Source organism: Protofrankia sp. Cj5, assembly GCF_917627405.1.
GTDB lineage: Bacteria > Actinomycetota > Actinomycetes > Frankiales > Frankiaceae > Protofrankia.
This window is the reverse complement of the sequence record NZ_CAKJTO010000094.1, coordinates 1-19,360: the sequence shown is the minus strand read 5'-3', so window position 1 is coordinate 19,360 and position 19,360 is coordinate 1. Positions and strand designations below refer to the sequence as shown.

The window sequence follows — 19,360 nt, the reverse complement described above, 5'->3', positions numbered from 1 at the left end:
GCTGTCAGGCGTGCTGCTTCTCGCTGTTGACACGGCGACACCCGCCTGTTCGGTCGCTCTCGCGGACGTCGAATGGGCCGAGCCGGTCGCCGGCACGGGCGTTGTGCGGGTGACCCGCAGGGCGGCACGTCAGGTCGTGGATCCACGTAGGCACGCGGAGTTGCTGGTACCGCTGGTCCGGGAGGCTCTGGACGAGGCGTCGGCATGCCCTGCCGATCTCGACGCGCTGGTGGTGGGCCTCGGGCCGGGGCCGTTCACGAGTCTGCGGGTCGGCGTGGTGACCGCGGCCGCCTTCGCGGACGCTCTCGGCCGGCCCGCCTACGGTGTGTGCTCGTTGGACGGCATCGGCGCCGACACGTCGGGCAGGGTGGCCGTGACGACCGACGCGCGGCGCCGGGAGGTGTACTGGGCGGTGTACGACAGCGGTGAGCGGGTGGCCGGGCCGTCCGTGGGCCGACCGGGGAGCGTTGTCGAGGAGTTGCGGGAGATGGCGGTCCGCCGGGTGGCCGGACCGGGTGCGCAGCTGTACCCGGACGTTTTCGCCAGCCTCGGGGAGCCGGTGGAGCCGGCGACCGGCCCGGGGTATCCGTCCCCGGTCACCCTCGCCCGCCTGGCCGGCGCGAGCGTTCTGGCCGGCCGCCCGCCCGCGCCGCTCGTCCCGCTGTACCTGCGCCGGCCGGACGCGGCCGAACCGCGCCCGCCGAAAGCGGTGGCTGTGTGACCGGCCAGCTGACGATCAGGACAGACACGGTGACCGAGGATTCGCCGGCACCTGGGCGTGGCGAGGTGGCGCTTGTGCGCCTGCGCTGGTGGCATCTCGATGAGATTGTCGAGCTGGAACGGGACATCTTCGCCGAGGACGCCTGGACGGCCGAGCTGTTCTGGTCGGAGCTGGCACAGGGACTGGCGCGGCACTATCTGGCCGCTGTGCGCGGTGGGCGAGTCGTCGGTTACGGCGGGCTTGCCGTCCACGACGGCGAGTCCTACGTGCAGACTCTCGGCGTCACCGCGGACTCCCGCGGCAACGGGGTGGGCACCCGGCTGCTGGCCGCTCTGCTGCGCCATGCCCGGATGTGCGGTGCGCGCCGTTGTGACCTGGAGGTACGGACCGACAACAGCACGGCCCGAACTCTTTACCATCGGTTCGGCTTCGTCGATCTCGGCCTGCGCAGGGGCTACTACCAGCCGTCGGGAGCCGACGCCTACGTGATGTCGGCCCGTCACATAGACACCCGTGACTACGGCGAGATGCTTGACGCGGTGGAGTCGACGGTGCCCCGGTGAGCGGGGTCCGCGCCGGCCACGTCCCGCCGGCGCGGAGTGACGGGCCGTCGGTGCGGGGTGACGCGCCGTTGGTACTGGGTATTGAGACCTCGTGCGACGAGACCGGAGTGGGCCTGGTCCGGGGCGGGCTTCTGCTCGCGGACACCCTCGCGTCATCCGTGGACGAGCACGCGCGTTACGGCGGGGTGATTCCGGAGATCGCCGCCCGTGCGCACGTCGAGGCGATGGTGCCGGCTGTCGACCGGGCGCTGTCCCAGGCGGGGCTGCGCCATCGTGACGTGGACGCGATCGCGGTCACCGCTGGTCCGGGCCTGGCCGGGGCGCTGCTCGTCGGAGTGGCCGCGGCCAAGGCATACGCGTTCGCGCTCGGCGTCCCTCTTTACGGGGTCCATCATCTGGCCGCGCATGTCGCGGTGGACACCCTTGAGCACGGGCCATTGCCCGGCCCGTCCATGGCGTTGCTGGTCTCCGGCGGGCATTCCTCCCTGCTGCTGGTGCCGGACCTCGCCACGGGCGCGGTGATCCCGCTCGGGGCCACGGTCGACGATGCCGCGGGCGAGGCATACGACAAGGTTGCCCGGCTGCTCGGGATGCCGTTCCCCGGCGGGCCGCCCATTGACCAGGCGGCTCGTGACGGGAGCCCCACGATCGCGTTCCCGCGCGCGAAGGCGGGCGACGGTACGTTCGACTTCTCCTTCAGCGGGCTGAAGACCGCGGTGGCCCGGTGGCTGGAAGCGCGCAACCGGGCGGGTGAGCCGATACCCGTCGCGGCTGTCGCCGCGTCGTTCCAGGAGGCTGTTGTGGATGTGCTGACGGCCAAGTCCGTCGCGGCCTGCCGGTCGCACGGGGTCGACACCCTGGTGATCGGTGGGGGAGTGGCGGCGAACAGCAGACTGCGGTCGCTCGCGGCGGCGCGCTGTGCGGCCGCTGGTATCACCTTGCGGGTGCCCCGGCCTGGATTGTGTACCGACAATGGCGCGATGGTCGCCGCGCTGGGCTCCCTTCAGGCCGCCGCCGGTGTCACCCCGTCCTTGCTGGACATGTCCGCTTCCTCGACCCTTTCGCTGGAGCGGCCCTGAAGCCTGCCAGGCGCGAGCGGGACTGTGATCGTGCGCTCTGTGGCCAGGCCTTGTCGCGTGCCGGTACCTCGTTGGTCCCGCCTTGCCCACCGTGGTCGAAGATGTGGGTGTGGTTGATGTGACGCGCATGTGGGAGGCCCATGCGGCCGATGGCTGCCTGGAGGACCTCCTGGCCTGGTTGGACCAGGCGCTGGGAGATGCTCCGGCGGAGGTCTACCGCGGTGCCGGCGGCAATGGTGACGTGGTGGTCGTCCTGCTTCATCCGCATGGCGGCGAACTATCGGTGGGTAAACCATCGGCCGCTGCCGCCGGGTCTGTTCTCGATGGTGTTCCGCCGAGCTTTCTCGCGCGTTCCGCGCGGGCGTGGGACTTCGTGCGCGTATCGTCACGCGGACCGAATACCGATGACCAGGAGGGGGCCTGATGAAAAGAAGCGTTGTCACCGGAGGTGCGGGTTTTCTGGGATCGCACCTGTGCGAGCGGCTGTTGACCGAGGGCCATGAGGTCCTTTGCCTGGACAACTTCGTCACGGGGACCCCGGTGAACGTCGCTCATCTTGCGGACCGCGAGTGCTTCCGATTGATCCGCTGTGATGTGACGGATTACGTCCATGTTCCTGGTCCGGTTGACTACGTGCTGCACTTCGCGTCGCCGGCAAGCCCGATCGACTATCTGAATCTGCCGATCCACACCTTGAAGGTGGGCTCGATCGGTACGCTGCATGCCCTTGGCCTGGCCAAGGAAAAAGGCGCGCGTTTCATACTGGCGTCGACCTCGGAGGTCTATGGTGACCCGCAGGTCCATCCGCAGCCGGAGAACTACTGGGGCCATGTCAACCCGGTAGGTCCGCGGGGTGTGTACGATGAGGCGAAGCGGTTCGGCGAGGCGCTCACCATGGCCTACCGCCGGAGCCACGGTGTGGATACCGGAATCGTCCGGATTTTCAATACCCACGGGCCGCGGATGCGCCCTAACGACGGCCGTGCGATCCCCGCCTTCGCGACCCAGGCGCTGCGCGGCGAACCGATGACGGTGGCGGGTGACGGTAGCCAGACCCGGTCGATCATCTACGTCGATGATCTGGTCGAGGGAATCGTGCGGATGATGTTTTCTGGTCATCCTGGTCCGATGAATATCGGGAACCCGTATGAGCTGTCGATCATCGAGCTCGCCGAGCTCGTCCGTGAAGTCGCCAAGAGTGAATCGAAGATCTCATTCATTCCGCGGCCGGAGGATGACCCGACGATCCGGCAGCCGGACATATCGCTGGCCCGCGAGGTTCTCGGCTGGGAACCAGTTGTCGACCTGCGGACCGGTCTCGACACCACGGTCTCCTGGTTTCGGGAGCATCCCGACGTCCTGCACCGGGACTGACGCGATCCACCGGGACTGGCGCGGCGTCGTTGTGGGCGCGGGCACGAGGGGTATCGGCCCGCTGTGGCCGGCCCGGCCGCCCGTGGCCGCGACCGGGCCCGGCGGGTTGGCCGGTGCCTTGCGCCTGGGCTCGCTTGACAGTTCTGGCTGTGTTGGTTGACGTGGGCGAGGCGGGTGCTAAGTTGGCACTCGGCACACGAGAGTGCCAGCGACAACAGGCGCCTGTTCACCCGCGACGGCAGGCCGCCAGGGTCGCTCTCTCATCCAGCGCAGGAAGGGGGAGGTCGATCGTGACGACCGCCACCAAGGTTGCAATCAAGCCACTTGAAGATCGCATTGTCGTCCAGCCGTCAGATGCCGAGCAGACCACCGCGTCAGGTATTGTGATCCCGGATACGGCCAAGGAGAAGCCGCAGGAGGGCACTGTGCTCGCGGTCGGGCCGGGCCGGTTCGAGGATGGCAAGCGGGTTCCGCTCGACGTCAAGGTCGGCGATGTCGTTCTGTACAGCAAGTACGGCGGTACCGAGGTGAAGTACGCCGGCGAGGAGTACTTGGTTCTCTCCGCCCGCGACGTGCTGGCGATCATCGAGAAGTAGGTCTGTCGCCAGCAGGATCCAAGGGCGTGTTTCGCCGTTCTGGATGGCATTCGTCCGGATCGGCGGAGCACGCCTGATCGCCGTTAGGGCGTGCCTCTCGAATCCCGCTCGCAGCACCCCACCCGCATGCTCCGCGTCCGCGTGGGTTCCTGCTCCCGGAGTCCATCGAGCGATTTCCAGGAGGCACGCCCAGAGCCTGTCTGATGGGTATTGGTCGATGCGCGATGATTCAGAAGGCGGTCCGCACGGTGGCGGAGGAGCCGATAGCGGTGTCCTGCCGGTGACGACGAGCCGGGGTCCCCGTGCGGCGCGACCTCTTCTGGGCATCGAGGGCAGGGCTCCGCACGGGCGCGAAGCGTTCGGGCGGGGGCGAAGCGATCGAAGATCGATCAGACAGGCCCACGGGCCAGACATGCCCTGAGTCGGTTCGGGAGGACCACGTATGCCCAAGATTCTGACATTCAGCGAGGACGCTCGCCATGCGCTTGAGCATGGCGTGAACGCTCTCGCGGACGCTGTGAAGGTGACGATCGGCCCGCGTGGCCGCAACGTCGTCATCGACAAGTCCTATGGCGCGCCGACGATCACCAATGACGGGGTGACGATCGCGCGCGAGGTGGAGCTGGACAACCCGAACGAAAACCTTGGCGCCCAGCTCGTCAAGGAGGTCGCCACCAAGACCAACGACGTCGCTGGCGACGGCACCACGACCGCGACCGTGCTCGCTCAGGCGATGGTGCGCGGCGGTCTGCGCCAGGTCGTGGCCGGGACGCCGCCGGTGTCTCTCAAAGCGGGTATCGAGGCCGCGGTCGTGGCCGTCTCCAACGCCCTGCTGGAGCAGGCCCTGGAGGTGGACTCGAAAGAGGTCATCGCGCACGTCGCGGCTATCTCCGCCCAGGACGCGAAGGTCGGCGAGCTCATCGCCGAGGCGATGGACCGGATCGGCAAGGACGGTGTGATCACCGTCGAGGAGAGCCAGGCTCTCGGTCTGGAGCTCGAGCTCACCGAGGGGATGCAGTTCGACAAGGGATACATCTCCCCGTACTTCGTCACCGACCCCGAGCGCATGGAGGCCGTCCTCGAGGACGCCTATGTGCTGCTGCATCCGGGCAAGATCAGCGCGCTGAGCGACGTCCTTCCGCTGCTGGAGAAGGTCGTGGAGGCACGGAAGCCGCTGTTGATCATTGCTGAGGACGTCGAGGGGGAAGCGCTGTCGACTCTTGTCGTCAACGCGATCCGCAAGACCTTCCAGGTAGTGGCGATCAAGGCGCCGGGCTTTGGCGATCGCCGTAAGGCGATGTTGCAGGACATCGCCATCCTCACTGGGGGGCAGGTCGTCGCTGCCGAGGTTGGCCTTAAGATCGATTCGGTCGGGCTCGCCGAGCTCGGCCGGGCGCGCCGGATCGTCGTCGACAAGGACACTACGACCATCATCGACGGCGCTGGTGACGAGACGAGCCTCGCCGACCGGGTACGTCAGCTCCGCGGGGAGATCGAGGCCAGCGACTCGGACTGGGATCGCGAAAAGCTCCAGGAGCGGGTGGCCAAGCTCGCCGGTGGCGTCGCCGTGATCAGGGTCGGGGCGTCCACCGAGGTTGAGCTGAAGGAGAAGAAGCACCGTCTGGAGGACGCCGTGTCCGCCACCCGCGCCGCGGTGGAGGAGGGCATCGTGGCTGGCGGTGGGTCGGCGCTTATACACGCGGGTGCGGTACTCGACGGCGGTCTCGGGCGCACCGGCGACGAACTGGCTGGCGTGCAGATCGTTCATGATGCGCTGAGTGCCCCGCTGACCTGGATCGCGAACAATGCCGGTCAGGAAGGCGGGGTGATCGTCGCGCGGGTGAAGGAGCAGCCCGTCGGGAGCGGCTTCAACGCGGCTCGGGGCGAGTTCACCGACCTGATCGCGGACGGCGTGGTCGACCCGGTGAAGGTGACCCGCTCGGCCGTTGCCAACGCCGCGTCCATCGCCGCCTTGTTGCTCACGACCGAAAGCCTGGTCACGGAGAAGCCGGCCAAACCCGCCGCTGACGCCGGGCACGGTCATGACCACGGCCATTCGCACGGCGCCGGGTTCTGAGCTGTCAGGACCATCCTGCTTGCCAGGATCGGGATCCTGACGCGGATTCCCCAAAGCCCGGTAGGACGTTCGGCGTCCTACCGGGCTTTCTCGCGCTTCCCGTCGATTTCACCGAGCGTTGCGTTCACACGTCGCGGGTGACCCGATCCATGCGATGGATCCGTCCGGGTATGTCCGGGCAGAACGCCCGCGTCCGGTCGCCCTAAAGATCATCGGTGCGCCACCGCACTCTCGCCCTAACAGGCCGGAGCCAGGCCGGGGCGTGACGGGTTGTGCCGCGCCGCGCCGCGGCGCGTCCGGCCGGTCAGGATGCCTTCTCGTTCGGACTCGCTCAGCCCGCCCCACACCCCGTAGGGCTCGCGGGCGTGCAGCGCGTGCTCGGCGCATGCCTGGATCACGGGACACCGTGCGCAGACGGCCTTCGCGGCGGCTTCACGCGCCGCGCGGGCCGGGCCCCGCTCGCCTTCCGGGTGGAAGAAGAGCTCCGTGCTCTCTCCACGGCATGCACCGTGAAGCTGCCATTCCCACTTCTCGGCACCGGGGCCTGGAAGTCGTCGGACGTCGGTCATCGGTCTGAGCCCCCCTCTCAACCATGGGCGGCTGGCGCCGCAGCTACACCGTAGTGCCGCGCCATATGTTGTTCAACACAGAGAATCATTCGGCGCGTGGTCGGTCGGAGCCGGTTCGTCGCCAAGTTGTGGGTACGGTCGCCGAGAGCCACCATGAGCGCTGTGACCCCCTCCCCGGAGCCGGCGGAGCGCAACCCGCGGTACACGGTCGCGGCGGTTGCCCGGCGGCTGGGCGTCGCGCCCGCAACCCTTCGCACGTGGAACCGTCGATACGGGCTCGGTCCAGCCGACCATGTCTCCGGTACCCGCCGCAGGTACGGTCCACACGACCTGGCCCGCTTGGAGTTCATGTGCCGGCTGACACAGGACGGGATCGCGCCCGCCGAAGCGGCCAGAATCGCCAGGACCACACTCGTCGATGATCTACCGGAATCGCGCTGGCCGCGATCGGCTCCGGGAATTGATGATCGACCGTATGGCGCCGGACCCGGACCGTCCGCGGGCGGAGCTGGCTGCGGGCAACCGGGCCAGGCGGGTAGCGGTGAGCACGCCGGGGCCGTGACCTCGGCGGACGATGATTGTGGTGGCCTCGACGAGCCGGCGGTCGCGGACCTGGCCGGGGCACGGGGATCAGGCGGCCGGGTGCTGCGGCTGGCGGATGCCGGCGTCGCGGCCCGTGGACTTGCTCGTGCGGCGATGGCGCTCGACTCGTCGGCGGTGACCCGTATTCTGGCCCATGCCGTCGCGGCTGATGGGGTTGTCGCCGCCTGGCAGGAGCTTGTGTGCCCGGTACTGGTCGCCGTGGGCAGGCGATGGGAACAACGTGGCGACGCCGTCGATGTCGAACATCTGCTCAGTGACTGCGTGGCGGCGGTGTTCCGCCGGGCCGCGGATCGTGAGGTCGACGGTCATAGCCGACCGGTGTTGCTTGCGTGTGCTCCGGCCGAGCAGCACAGCCTCGCGCTGACCGCACTCGCCGCGGGCCTTGCTGAGCGGGGGGCGAGCGTTCGCGTACTCGGCGCCGCGGTGCCGATCGCCGCGTTGCGCAATGCGATCGTCCGCGTTGGGCCGGTAGCTGTCTTCCTGTGGTCGCAGCGTCGGACGTCCGCGGATGTGCAGGTGTTGACTGGCTTACCGGTGACCCGGCCGCCGACATCGATCGTTGTCGGCGGCTCAGGCTGGCAGCGAGCGACTCTTCCGGGGCGCGTCCGTCATGCGGGATCCCTGCGCGAAGCCCTCGACCTTCTCACCGGAGCCCCGCTCCAGGGCTAGGCGTGTCCGGCAGTTCGGCGGTCATCGGTCCGGCTCACCACGCCCAGGCGGCCCCTGGCCGCGTTCTCGGCCGCACCGATACGACTCATCCGGTATCGGTGCGGCCTGCGGCCTTGCCAGGAACCACCTGGACGCGGCTCCCTGACCGGACGACGACTTCCGAGACACGCCGTAGCACGTGCCGCCTGGATCAGGGCAAAGGCATGATCCGACGCGGATTGGTGATCTTTGGCTAGCGGGAATCAGCTTCCGAGGCTTCACTTGTCTCGTAGACCCCGTCGGCGTAACCACGCGCATAGTCCCAGCTGGCGTAGGACGATGGGTCCGGAGCGTACGCGGGTTCGTGGACCCGGGCCCGGCCCTCGTCAAGGAGGTAGCGGAGGTTGCCGGCGAGCAGGTCCCAGTCGAAGAAATGCGGTTCCGCGCATCCCTCGCAGTCGACGATGAGGCCGCGGTAGCCGCGGGGCTCCAGCAAGGTCCGGAAGACGTCGAGGTCCCCGAGCTCGGCAAGTATCTCCTCGCGCTCGTGCGGCGAAAGAGGCTCCAGCAGTTCGGTGTCCTCAACCGGGTCGAGGCGCGCGAGCTCTGCTGTCGGGTCCTCGGGGTCGCCCGCGAACGGGTCGAGAGGCTCGTCGCTCACGCCGCCCACGCTACGCCGGAGCAAGCCCCTTAGTGGTCCCGATGGGCGACTCCAGGGGGTTGGCCGGTTTCGGATCGCGTGTTTCAACCTGTCCGCGAGACCGTTTTACGCATCTCATACGGTTGGCGGCGCTGGATTACTGCGTAGTACGACATATCCGGCACTGGATTGGTGGTTCCGGTTCTCTGGTCCCGCCTGCTGCCTGTGCGCCGATGCCGGTAGGCGGAGACCAAGCTGATCGTTTTTTGGCGCTTCTCGCCGCGCGGGTGCGCGATGATGCCCTCTTCCGCGCGCCCGAGCGCTCTCGCCGGCGGTCTTGCCGGCGGCCTTGGGAGTCCTAGGATGGGCCGGTAGGGCTCTTGTGCCGGTGCCTGATTCGCATGCCCGGCGGCTCATGGCCGCAGCCGGCGCCAGGACGGCGTTCCCCGCCATGGGGCCGTGGGTGTTCTGGGCAAAGCGTGGGGATATGGTTTTGATCGTTATGGGGAGTGGCGAGGTGCGGATGGAAGGTGTCATGAACAGTCCCGTTGTCCAGTCGATCGGGTCCGAGCCAGGGTCGATGCCGTCGGCGAAGCTGGCCATGCTGGGGCTGACCTTCGACGACGTACTGCTGCTGCCAGCGGAATCGGACGTCATGCCGGCGGATGCCGACACGTCCACCCGGTTGTCCAGGCACATCCGGCTGGCTGTTCCGTTGCTGTCCTCGGCGATGGACACCGTCACCGAGGCGCGGATGGCGATCGCGATGGCCCGGCAGGGCGGCGTGGGCGTGCTGCATCGCAACCTCTCCATCGAGGACCAGGCGCAGCAGGTCGACGTGGTGAAGCGTTCCGAATCAGGGATGATCACAACGCCTGTTACCTGCGGCCCGGATGCCACCATCGAGGACGCCAACGAGCTCATGGCCCGCTACCGCATTTCCGGGGTTCCGGTGACCGAACCGGATGGCCGGCTCGTGGGAATTGTCACGAATCGTGATATTCGATTTGAGCGGGACTATTCCCGGCTGGTGCGTGCGGTCATGACACCGATGCCGCTCGTTACGGCGCGGGTCGGGGTGTCCGCGGACGACGCGCTGTTGCTGCTGCGCCAGCACAAGATTGAGAAGCTTCCCCTGGTGGACGACGGTGACCGCCTGCGTGGACTGATCACGGTCAAGGACTTCACCAAGCGTGAGCAGTATCCGCGGGCAACCAAGGACGCGGATGGACGGCTGGTGGTCGGCGCCGCCATCGGGGTGGGGGATGACGCCTACAAGCGCGCGCAGATGCTTGTAGCGGCGGCCGTCGACTTCCTGGTGGTGGACACCGCGCATGGCCATGCGCGGGCTGTGCTGGACATGGTGCGGCGTATCAAGTCCGACCTGCCGACCCGCCTGGACGGTGGCCCTCTTGACGTGATCGCGGGCAATGTCGCGACCGCGGACGGCGCACGCGCGTTGGTCGACGCCGGTGCCGACGCCATCAAGGTGGGGGTGGGGCCCGGCTCGATCTGCACGACCCGGGTCGTGGCCGGGGTCGGGGTCCCGCAGGTCACCGCGATCTACGAATGCGCGCGCATCGCGCGGCAGGCGGCCGTCCCCGTGATTGGTGACGGCGGGATGCAGTACTCCGGCGATATCGCCAAGGCGATTGCCGTTGGTGCTGACTCGGTGATGCTTGGCAGTCTTCTTGCCGGAGTTGACGAGAGCCCAGGCGAACTGATCTTCATCAACGGCAAACAGTACAAGGCATACCGCGGGATGGGGTCGTTGGGCGCGATGCGCGGCCGGGGCACGGCTCGCTCCTATTCAAAGGACCGCTACTTTCAGGATGATGTTCTCTCCGACGACAAGCTTGTTCCGCAAGGTGTGGAGGGGCAGGTGCCCTACCGGGGGGCATTGGCCGCGGTCGCGCACCAGCTGGTCGGAGGCTTGCGCGCGGCTATGGGATACACCGGTTCGGCGACGGTCGGCGCCCTCCAGCAGGATGGCCGGCTGGTGCGTATCACCTCGGCCGGGCTCAAGGAGAGCCATGCGCACGACATTCAGATGACCGTCGAGGCGCCGAACTACAACACTCGATGATCAGTATCTGTGCCGTGGCCGGCCCGCGCGCGGCCGGCCGGCTTCCGTCGGCCCGGTCCCCGGTGACAGGCATCTGGTGACAGGCGCCCGGTGAGACATCCCCGGTGAGAGGACACAGTGACTGAGGTCGAGATCGGGATCGGGAAGAGCGGCCGCGTTGCCTTCGGGCTGGACGCCCTGGGCATCGTGCCATCGCGGCGGACCCGTGACCCCGCGGACGTCTCGCTGGCCTGGGAGATCGACGCCTATCGTTTCGACCTGCCGGTTGTCACCGCTCCGGCGGACGCGGTGACCTCGCCGGTGAGCGCCGTGAGCGTCGGTGGGCTCGGTGGTCTGGGCGTCGTTCACGTGGAGGGCGTGTGGAGCCGGCATGAGGAGCCCGATGCGCTGCTGGCGGAGCTCGCCACCCTCGATGCCGAGGCGGCCACCCGGCGGCTGCGCGAGCTCTATGCCGCGCCGATCCGACCGGAGCTGGTGGTCAAGCGGCTGGCGGAGATACGCGAATCCGGCGTCGTCACCGCTGCCGCGCTGCGTCCCCAACGGGTCGGGGCGCTATACCCGTTCCTCCTCGAGGCCGGTGGTATAGACCTGCTTGTCATCCATGCGCCAGCCGTGTCCGCCGAGCACCAGTCGCGGGCGGGTGAACCGTTGAACCTCAAGCGGTTCATCGGTGAGCTCGATGTGCCGGTCCTGGTGGGCGGGTGCGCGTCCTTCTCGACGGCCCTCCATCTGATGCGGACCGGGGCGGCTGGTGTGATCGTGGGTGTCGGACCGGGCGGGGCGGACACCACCCGCGCGGTGCTCGGGGTCGGGGTTCCGATGGCGACCGCCATCGCGGATGCGGCCGGGGCGCGCATGCGCTACCTGGATGAGTCCGGCGGTCGTTATGTCCATGTGATCGCCCATGGCGGTATGCGGACGGGCGGTGACATTGCCAAGGCCATTGCCTGTGGCGCTGACGCGGTGATGCTCGACGCGCCGCTGGCCGCCGCGGCCGAGGCGCCTGGCCACGGCGGGTACTGGTCCATGGATGTCCTGCATTCACGGCTGCCCCGCGGTGTCTGGGAGCGCGTACCTGTCACCGGGACGCTGCGCGAGATCCTGTTGGGCCCGGCTGCGGTTAATCCCGGCACCCTGAATCTTGCTGGTGCTCTGCGGACCGCCATGGCCACCACCGGTTATGCGACCGTGAAGGAGCTGCAGAAGGCGGAAGTTCTGGTCACCTCTACGCTCTGTTGACTGTCCGGCATCCCCTGCCGGCTGCCTCGTTTTCTGTCGCGTCCCGACCGGGCCGCGCGAGCCGGACAGCCTTGCCGCCGGGCGCTCGTAGTCGGCTACGCGACAGGTAATTTCCGGCGATACAGGCATAACGGGCGTTTCCGGTCTGGTTCAGATGCCGGGGTGACGTCGCCTTCAGGCGGCATGGCACCCTGGAACCGTCTGTTTCGGTCCGAAGGATGACACATGCGCATCGACGAGCACGGTCGCTGGGTCAGCGATGACGGCGCTTACGTCTGGGATGAGGCCGCCCAGGCGTGGCAGCCGTCGGCGCCGCGTCCCACCGGATCGGCGGGATCCACGGCTGCCCCCGCTACCGCCGACCCTGCCACGGATGGCATCGTGGTCGAGTCCACCGGCGCTTTCTCGTTGCTTTCCCTCCCGCGGAGCACAGCGGACCTACCCGCGGCGGACGATCTTTCGGTGGCGGGTGTGGACTGGCCGCGGTCGATCCGTGACGATACGGGGGGTCCCGGCGTCGGGCCGGGCATCCAGCCGGCCGTCGGGGGGGAACCGGCCAGCCCTGGTGGGTGGGACCGGCCCGACGGCACCCTGCTCGGCGCTGACCTGCTTGGTACTGATCTGCTCGGTACTGACCTGATCGGCACCGGTGTCCCCGCGGCGGGCAGGGCATCCGGGGATCCCGCCCCGGTATCTGACCCGATCGCCGGGGCCTGGCTCGCGGGGGCTGTGGGGGAGGGTGACATCCCGGCTGGTTCCGGTGATCTTGCCGGGGCTGATGTCCTCGGTGGCCGGGTGCCGGGCGCCGAGAAGATGTCACCAGGCCTGAGCCAGCATGCCCAGGATGATCGCGTAGCGTCCGCCCCGGGGTGGGACCCGGCTGAACGTGACCGTGGTGACCGCGTCCCTGCTGCTGCGCTGGAGGCGGGGGCGCGCAGCCGCGCCGGCTCCAGCGGTGCGCGTACCCATGGGCGTCGGCGACGCGCTACGGCGAGTGCCCGAGCGACCCGGTCCGGCCCGTTGACCGGGCCCGCCGACGGGGAGACCCGCGGGTTCCCGCGAGGTATCTCACCGCTGCCGCGTTCCGCGCTTATCGGTGGAGCGGCGGTTTTGGCGCTTCTGCTCGGCTTCGGTGGGTGGCTGCTTTTCGGCCACGCCGGTGAGCACACCGTGAGCCACGGACCAGCCAAGGTCGCGGCGAGTGTTTCGGCGGGATACCCGCGGCAGTACTCCGGACCGGTACGCACGGCCTATCTGGATGAGTGTGTCCAAGTCAGCGGGGGGCTGCGGGCCTACTGCGCATGCACGCTGGAGAAGCTGGAAGCCACCTACCCGGAGGACCAGTACGTCGCCTTCAACAACAATGTTAATTCTTCCGACTCGACCAAGGTCGTTCGTGAGATCGCGGACCAGTGTGTGAGCGCCGGATGATGAGCACTAGTGTATGCTCGGGCTATCCGTTTTTTCGCGTTTCCTGGGCATATACGCCCTTTACCTGGGGGGCAGGACATGCCCACCGACGACTTCGGGCGCTGGTTGAGCGACGATGGCGCGTGGGTGTGGGACAGCGCGGCCAAGATGTGGCGTCCGCGGGTGACGGCCGGTGATTCCGGTGACGCGGGTGGGCCTGTGACGGGGCCATCGGAGCGATCCGGTTCACCGGCGCGACGCGCGGATGACTTCTTTGCGGTGGAACGGGTCGGCGAGACCGACGACCGTCCGTATCAGCCGTCGGACCGAGAATCATCCTGGGATGTCACCGCTCCGGCATACCAGCCCTCGGAGCGTGACCCTGGCCGGCGCTCCGGCTCGGGCTCGCCCGCACGGCCGGCGGCTGCCGCGGTCGACCCCTTTGACGTCTCCTCCACCCATGACCGACCGCTTCCTCCCGCATACCCCTCCGTTGAGCACCCGCCGTATCCGGTCCGTCATGAACCGTGGACGGATGGTTTGCCGAACCAGGTTGATCCTGGGCGAGGCGTGCCAGGCCTGCCAGGAACGCCGGCCGGGCACGGGCCTGGGCATGGGAGCGGGCGCTGGGACCTGTCAGTGGGCAGCGCCGACGACGGGCACTCCGCGCGCGGCGCTGGTCTGGCCTGGCAGTCCTCGCCCGCGGGCCCAGGCACGGGCCGGGATCCCGGCGTGCGCGACCGCCAGCCCGAAGTTCCCCGCGGCTTCGGGCCCAACCGCTCAGAGGCTGTCGGCTCCGCTGAGGCCAGGCGCAACTGGCCGCCAGCCGACGACCGGCTAACGGCCTTCCCCGCCGCTGGTCAGGCCGCATCTGGTGCGCAGGCGTTCCAGCCGCCGGGGAACGCCACCGGCGCGGCCGCGGATCGGCCGGCCGGCGGCTCGACGGCCAGCTCGCCGCCCCCTCGAGGGTTCGCGGGCGCTACCGGGCGCCCCGCGGACCATGGGAGCAGCGGATATACGCCTACCGGCGCCGATGGTCCGCCGAGAGGCGGGCCTACTGGCGGCGCGAATGGCTACCCCGGTGGCCAGCAGCCGGACGGTTATGGCGTTCCGCAGGGTGACAGCTATGCGATCAGCGGTCACCAGCCTCCCGATTACCCGGGATCCGCGCGCGGCGCTGCCGGTGGGCGTGATGCCATCGCCCGCTCCGGCCGGCCCGTTGACGCCGGCAGCCAAAGAGGCTCCGGCAACAGGGCGTTCGATCAGACAGCGGAGTCCGGGCGGATGGAGCGCGATGACGCGAGGCGCCGCCCGGAGGCCGTGAGCCGGACAGTCCTGTTACCGGAGCCTCCCAGCCCGGCCGAGCCCAGCGCGGGCGGATACTCCGGCTATCCGCCAGGCAGGCCGGTTCCTCGCCGCTCCGGTACGGACGACCGGGCCTTCGCGCCACCGGACGGGCCCGCGCGGACGGCCGCGAGACGAGCGGATGCCAGCGGCCGTGCCACGATCCCCCCCCCGCTTCACCGGGACCCGGCCGGACCTCGCGTTGATCCGCTCACCGCGCCGCGAACACCCCTGGGGCCGGCGACCGCCCTGCCGCTGCCCGCCCTGCCGCTGCCCGCCCTGCCGCCGGCTCCGCCATCGTCGGGGAGCCATGCGGCTGGCACGGCGGCTGGCGGCACGCCTGAGCTGGACCGGGACAGTCATCACCCCGTGCGGGCTCCCGCCTGGGACAGCGGTCCGCTGTCCCAGGGCGTGCCACTTGCCGCGCTGCCGCCTCAACCGCCGGTGGAAGCCGCGATGACCGAGGCTTTGCGGCTGGAGCCCGCGCCGGAGAGCGTTGAGGACGACGGTTGGAAGCCGTCCACCACCGTCCGGAAGAAGACGGACCGCGGTGGTGCGGCACCCCCGCGAGTATCGTCCGCGCGGGCGTCGTCCGCCGACGCGATCTCAGGCATGGCGACGAAGGGGGCGAAGGAACGCCGCCGGGCACTGAGCGGGCGGACAGCGGTCTCCGCGAGGCGTGGCGGCAACGCCCCCGGTAATCGGCGTGGCGTGGCGAGCCGGACCGACTTCGACCCTGATCTCACCGGCGACACCGACCTGACCGACGATATTGATATTGACGACGAGGATGACTACCCGTCCGGAATCTTCGCGCGCTATCGACACGGCTGGGTGGGCCCGCTCGCCATCGCGGTACTGGTATCACTCGTCGCGATCGGCGTGTATGTCATGGTGACCGGTGGAAAGAGCGCCTCGGAGGCGGCGCCGACGTCGGTGGCGTCCGCCTCGCGGTCCGCGGGGTCGCAGACATCGACGACGAGTAATCCGGACGCGGCTGCGGGGCTGGCACTGATCGATGGCGCCTACCGTTGCTACCAGGCGGACAGCGCGGACCTCAAGCCGCTGGCGGCACTTCCGGACAAGCTCGTGATCCCGATGGGGCGAGGGGCCTACAGCTGGAACGCTCAGCAGGGTACCTACACGATCGCCAAGAACAGCCTGAGCACCGAGACCGAGATCTTCGCCGATGTGCAGTTCACCGCTGGGCCGCTCAAGGACGTCAAGGCGTTGTTTTTCAACCGCGTGCGACAGGGCGACGCGGGCAAGGACGTGGGTGGTCTGACATTCGAGGACGGGACCAACCGGTGGTGCGCGATCAATTAGCGCGACTGGCAAGAGAGGCGTGGATCAAGGAGCGGGGCTGGGATGCGTGCGCTCATGGTTCGCTGGGCCGTCCCGGCGGATCCAGGCAGCCCGGCCGAGGGCGTCCTGGCCGGTCTCGGTGATCGCCTGCTCCGGTGGCCGTGCCGAGCGTCAGAACAACGGGTGACAATGCACGATGCAGGGAACAAAACTCCCTTTTTTGATCTCCTGGATACCTGTTGACCAGGACCCAGTGCCCAGGTTTCAACCGGGGTGCGGCAGGATCAGGTCCCATGCTCCGATCTGACTGTGTGACCGGCGCTGACCCGGTACGACCTGGCAGCCTTTCGGACTCCGGCGTCTGCGCCACGACCAGCTCGTATCGTCCGATCATGGCCCGACCGGACGGTTGGGGCGGTGGCTCTCTGGACCGCCGGAAGCTGCTGAGCCTGGCTGGAATGACCGCCGCCGCCCTGCCGCTTGCCGCGTGCGGCGGGGGCTCCGACGGATCGCAAGCGTCGAGATCCATCCGGATCGGTTATGTGAGCCCGCAGACCGGGTCGTTGGCCGCATTCGGCGTCGCGGACAGGTACGTCACCGACTCGATGCGTTCCTTCTACCGGCGTGGCCTGACCATAGGCACTCGGACCTACCCGGTGGACATCGTTTTCCGGGACAGCCAGTCCGACCGGACCAGGGCGGCTCAGGCGGCCAGCGACCTGATTTTCATCGATGGCGTGGACGTCGTGCTGGTCGGGTCGACGCTGGACACGGTCAACCCGGTTGCGGACCAGTGCGAGGCGAATGAGGTGCCATGCATCTCCACCGCGGCTCCGTGGCAGTCGTGGTTCTCCGGGCGCGGTGGCGACCTCACGAAGCCGTTTAAATGGACCTATCACTTCTTCTGGGGCCTGGAGGATGTGATCCAGGTTTACCTGGGAATGTGGGCGCAGCTCGGCACCAACAAGAAAGTCGGGGCGCTGTGGCCAGATGACCCCGATGGCAGGGCGTTCGCCGGGGCCTTCCCGCAGGCGATTGCCGGGCATGGCTACTCCTTGGCGGCGCAACCCGCGATCCCGGCCAACACAACAGATTTCAGCCCGTTGGTGAGCCAGTTCAAGAGCAAGGGAGTGGATATCCTGACCGGGGTGATGACAGCGGCCGACTTTGCCTTGTTCTGGCGGGAGGCAGTCCGGCAGGATTTCAAGCCAAAGATCGTAACGGTGGCGAAGGCCTTGCTGTTCCCGGCGTCGGTCCTGGAACTCGGAACGAATGCGAGCAACCTTGGCACCGAGGTCTGGTGGTCACCTGTGCACCGTTTTCGGAGCTCGTTGACGGGGGCCACCCCCCAGGCGCTCGCCGACGACTTCACCGCGAAGACCGGGAAGCCATGGCTGCAGACCCTTGGCTTCGTGCACGCGCTGTACGAGGTTGCCACCGAAGCGCTGGCCCAGGTCGGCTCCCTCGGTGACCGGGCGGCACTCGCGGATGCCATCGGTAAACTGCGTATCAACACGATAGTGGGGCCGCTCGCCTTCGGCGGTTTGGCGAACATCCCCAAGAACGTCGCGAAGACACCTTTGGTCGGCGGTCAGTGGCGCCCGGAAGAGAACAAGGGATACAAGCTTGTGATCGTCGGTGAAGATTCGGACAGCAGCATTGTTTCGCAGTCGGACCGGGTGCAGCAGTACGGCTGATGCGATAAAGGAGTGGGGCCGACAATATCCCAGCCGCCTGCGGCCGTAACGTCCCGTACGGCCGAGGGCGAGTTGATCAGTATTCTTTGGGGTCGCCCTCGGCCGGCTGTGGGCCCGGGTTCAGGTCCGCGCTACCGCTCGGGACATGGTGTGTTCGACCACCGAGATGAGCGCGCTTTTCGTGGAGTCACGGTTCCGCGCGTCGCAGGTGATGATCGGTACGGCCTGGTTGATCTGCAAGGCCTCCCGAACATCGTCGATGGAATGCCGCAGGATACCGTCGAAGCAGTTCACGCCTACGACGAACGGCAGCTGTCGCTGCTCGAAATAGTCGACCGCGGCGAAACAGTCGGCCAACCGCCGCGTATCGGCCAGCACGATGGCACCGATCGCGCCGCGGACGATGTCGTCCCACATAAACCAGAAACGGTACTGTCCTGGCGTACCGAACAGATACAGGATCAGATCCTCATCCAGGGAGACCCGCCCGAAGTCCATGGCGACGGTGGTTGTCGTCTTGTCGGTCAGGTGGGTCAGGTCGTCGACGTGCGCCCCGGCTTCGGTCATCACAGCCTCAGTGCGCAGGGGCACAATCTCCGACACCGAACCCACGAAGGTCGTCTTGCCGGCACCGAAACCGCCAGCAACAACAATCTTGACTGATGTCGTGGCGACGGATGAATTGACCCGTCGGTGGTCAGAGTTTTCGAAGGCCACTGAGAACCCTTTCGAGCAGCGCGAGGTCTGGCGCCTCGTCGCGGTCCGGTTGCTGGTGTACCCGGACGTAACCTTCGTCCGCCATGTCGCCTACCAGCACCCTTGCGACGCCGAGGGGAACCCGCAGGCCAGCGGCGATCTCCGCGATCGATCGCACATGCTGGCACATGGCGGCAATTGTCTGTTGCTCCAGGGCAAGGTCAATTGCCCGTTCCTCGCCGAGGGTTGTCGTGAAGACCAACGCCTCGATGGCAAGTTCGTACCGTGAGCGCGTTCTTCCACCGGTCATCGCGTAGGGACGGACAACCGGCCCGGGGGCGTTCTCGGGATCAATGCTCACCCTGACCCCCTGTGTTCCCGTCGGTTCACCGCGGAAGGATCCCCTGCAGCTCGGCCCGTAGTGCCGGCGTCAGAACGTCCATCGCCCGGGTTACCAGCAGCGCCATCTCATACCCCACAAGCCCGATGTCGCACGACGGCGCCGCGAGGACCGCCATGCTGGCGCCGTCGCTGATCGCCATGATGAACAGGAAGCCGTGCTCCATCTCGACAACAGTCTGCGTCACGTTGCCCGCTTCGAAGACCCGGGCAGCGCCCTGGGTCAGGCTCACCAGGCCCGAGGCGACGGCCGCCAGCTGGTCCGCGCGGTCGCGGGGGAATCCGTCCGATACGGCCAGAAGCAGACCCTCCGC

18 protein-coding genes are annotated in these 19,360 nt (G+C 68.2%); 13 read left to right on the top strand and 5 right to left on the bottom strand.

The features are described 5' to 3' along the window. From tsaB to groL, 7 genes are all read left to right on the top strand, one after another. Positions 1 to 721 (top strand): tRNA (adenosine(37)-N6)-threonylcarbamoyltransferase complex dimerization subunit type 1 TsaB (gene tsaB / locus MJ777_RS17950; protein WP_370652759.1); only part of this gene is annotated, 721 nt, incomplete at its 5' end. 29 nt (positions 722 to 750) lie between these two features. Continuing rightward, positions 751 to 1,284 (top strand): ribosomal protein S18-alanine N-acetyltransferase, encoded by a 534-nt coding sequence (gene rimI, locus MJ777_RS17945; protein WP_239377229.1) that lies wholly within the window; start codon positions 751 to 753, stop codon positions 1,282 to 1,284. A gap of 50 nt (positions 1,285 to 1,334) precedes the next feature. After that, complete coding sequence (tsaD, locus tag MJ777_RS17940) at positions 1,335 to 2,363, top strand: tRNA (adenosine(37)-N6)-threonylcarbamoyltransferase complex transferase subunit TsaD (protein ID WP_239347986.1); 1,029 nt, start codon at positions 1,335 to 1,337, stop codon at positions 2,361 to 2,363. Positions 2,364 to 2,472: 109 nt separating this feature from the next. After that, entirely contained in the window at positions 2,473 to 2,787 is a 315-nt protein-coding gene (locus tag MJ777_RS17935; protein WP_239347977.1) for a hypothetical protein, read from the top strand. Then, positions 2,787 to 3,737, top strand: coding sequence for a UDP-glucuronic acid decarboxylase family protein (locus MJ777_RS17930; protein WP_239347976.1), 951 nt, complete (start codon positions 2,787 to 2,789; stop codon positions 3,735 to 3,737). The genes MJ777_RS17935 and MJ777_RS17930 overlap by 1 nt, the downstream gene beginning before the upstream one ends. 287 nt (positions 3,738 to 4,024) lie before the next feature. Further along, on the top strand, positions 4,025 to 4,333 hold the full coding sequence (gene groES, locus MJ777_RS17925) for a co-chaperone GroES (protein ID WP_043604033.1): 309 nt from the start codon (positions 4,025 to 4,027) through the stop codon (positions 4,331 to 4,333). 442 nt (positions 4,334 to 4,775) lie between these two features. Then, a complete protein-coding gene (groL, locus tag MJ777_RS17920; protein WP_239312996.1) occupies positions 4,776 to 6,410 on the top strand; it encodes a chaperonin GroEL in 1,635 nt (544 codons plus the stop codon). Between the two features lie 236 nt (positions 6,411 to 6,646). Here the strand turns inward: groL and MJ777_RS17915 are convergent, their stop codons facing one another. Next, positions 6,647 to 6,979 (bottom strand): WhiB family transcriptional regulator, encoded by a 333-nt coding sequence (locus tag MJ777_RS17915; protein WP_239312986.1) that lies wholly within the window; start codon positions 6,977 to 6,979, stop codon positions 6,647 to 6,649. Between the two features lie 153 nt (positions 6,980 to 7,132). On the opposite strand from MJ777_RS17915, the gene MJ777_RS17910 reads away from it, so the two are divergent. After that, positions 7,133 to 8,251 (top strand): MerR family transcriptional regulator, encoded by a 1,119-nt coding sequence (locus tag MJ777_RS17910; protein WP_239377228.1) that lies wholly within the window; start codon positions 7,133 to 7,135, stop codon positions 8,249 to 8,251. A 232-nt stretch (positions 8,252 to 8,483) separates the two neighbouring features. Here MJ777_RS17910 and MJ777_RS17905 read toward each other — a convergent pair whose 3' ends face one another. Beyond that, positions 8,484 to 8,900 carry a DUF5319 domain-containing protein gene (locus tag MJ777_RS17905; protein ID WP_308127796.1) on the bottom strand — a complete coding sequence of 139 codons (417 nt, stop codon included), beginning with the start codon at positions 8,898 to 8,900 and terminating at the stop codon, positions 8,484 to 8,486. A 505-nt stretch (positions 8,901 to 9,405) separates the two neighbouring features. Between MJ777_RS17905 and guaB the strand changes: the two genes are divergently transcribed. The 5 genes from guaB to MJ777_RS17880 all read left to right on the top strand — a co-directional run bounded on the left by guaB (position 9,406) and on the right by MJ777_RS17880 (position 17,951). Beyond that, complete coding sequence (guaB, locus tag MJ777_RS17900; RefSeq protein ID WP_239394721.1) at positions 9,406 to 10,956, top strand: IMP dehydrogenase; 1,551 nt, start codon at positions 9,406 to 9,408, stop codon at positions 10,954 to 10,956. 117 nt (positions 10,957 to 11,073) lie between these two features. Beyond that, positions 11,074 to 12,195, top strand: a complete 1,122-nt coding sequence (locus MJ777_RS17895; RefSeq protein ID WP_239377227.1) for a GuaB3 family IMP dehydrogenase-related protein — start codon at positions 11,074 to 11,076, stop codon at positions 12,193 to 12,195. Between the two features lie 225 nt (positions 12,196 to 12,420). After that, entirely contained in the window at positions 12,421 to 13,626 is a 1,206-nt protein-coding gene (locus tag MJ777_RS17890; RefSeq protein ID WP_239377226.1) for a hypothetical protein, read from the top strand. Positions 13,627 to 13,704: 78 nt separating this feature from the next. Further along, positions 13,705 to 16,275, top strand: a complete 2,571-nt coding sequence (locus MJ777_RS17885; RefSeq protein ID WP_239377225.1) for a hypothetical protein — start codon at positions 13,705 to 13,707, stop codon at positions 16,273 to 16,275. Between the two features lie 437 nt (positions 16,276 to 16,712). Next, complete coding sequence (locus MJ777_RS17880; RefSeq protein ID WP_255720432.1) at positions 16,713 to 17,951, top strand: ABC transporter substrate-binding protein; 1,239 nt, start codon at positions 16,713 to 16,715, stop codon at positions 17,949 to 17,951. A gap of 120 nt (positions 17,952 to 18,071) precedes the next feature. Here MJ777_RS17880 and MJ777_RS17875 read toward each other — a convergent pair whose 3' ends face one another. The 3 genes from MJ777_RS17875 to MJ777_RS17865 form a co-directional block, all read right to left on the bottom strand. Then, entirely contained in the window at positions 18,072 to 18,668 is a 597-nt protein-coding gene (locus tag MJ777_RS17875) for an ATP/GTP-binding protein (RefSeq protein WP_239310872.1), read from the bottom strand. Next, a complete protein-coding gene (locus MJ777_RS17870; protein WP_239310871.1) occupies positions 18,649 to 19,008 on the bottom strand; it encodes a DUF742 domain-containing protein in 360 nt (119 codons plus the stop codon). The genes MJ777_RS17875 and MJ777_RS17870 overlap by 20 nt, the downstream gene beginning before the upstream one ends. Before the next feature lie 25 nt (positions 19,009 to 19,033). Continuing rightward, positions 19,034 to 19,360 (bottom strand): roadblock/LC7 domain-containing protein (locus tag MJ777_RS17865; RefSeq protein WP_239377224.1); only part of this gene is annotated, 327 nt, incomplete at its 5' end.

What these genes read in the sequence shown, in the direction of transcription:
- MJ777_RS17880 (WP_255720432.1), top strand. Translation starts at nt 16,713, where the DNA reads ATGACCGCCGCCGCCCTGCCGCTTGCCGCGTGCGGCGGGGGCTCCGAC.
- MJ777_RS17890 (WP_239377226.1), top strand. Translation starts at nt 12,421, where the DNA reads ATGCGCATCGACGAGCACGGTCGCTGGGTCAGCGATGACGGCGCTTAC.
- MJ777_RS17910 (WP_239377228.1), top strand. Translation starts at nt 7,133, where the DNA reads ATGAGCGCTGTGACCCCCTCCCCGGAGCCGGCGGAGCGCAACCCGCGG.
- MJ777_RS17930 (WP_239347976.1), top strand. Translation starts at nt 2,787, where the DNA reads ATGAAAAGAAGCGTTGTCACCGGAGGTGCGGGTTTTCTGGGATCGCAC.
- guaB (WP_239394721.1), top strand. Translation starts at nt 9,406, where the DNA reads ATGAACAGTCCCGTTGTCCAGTCGATCGGGTCCGAGCCAGGGTCGATG.
- MJ777_RS17885 (WP_239377225.1), top strand. Translation starts at nt 13,705, where the DNA reads ATGCCCACCGACGACTTCGGGCGCTGGTTGAGCGACGATGGCGCGTGG.
- MJ777_RS17915 (WP_239312986.1), bottom strand. Translation starts at nt 6,979, where the DNA reads ATGACCGACGTCCGACGACTTCCAGGCCCCGGTGCCGAGAAGTGGGAA.
- groL (WP_239312996.1), top strand. Translation starts at nt 4,776, where the DNA reads ATGCCCAAGATTCTGACATTCAGCGAGGACGCTCGCCATGCGCTTGAG.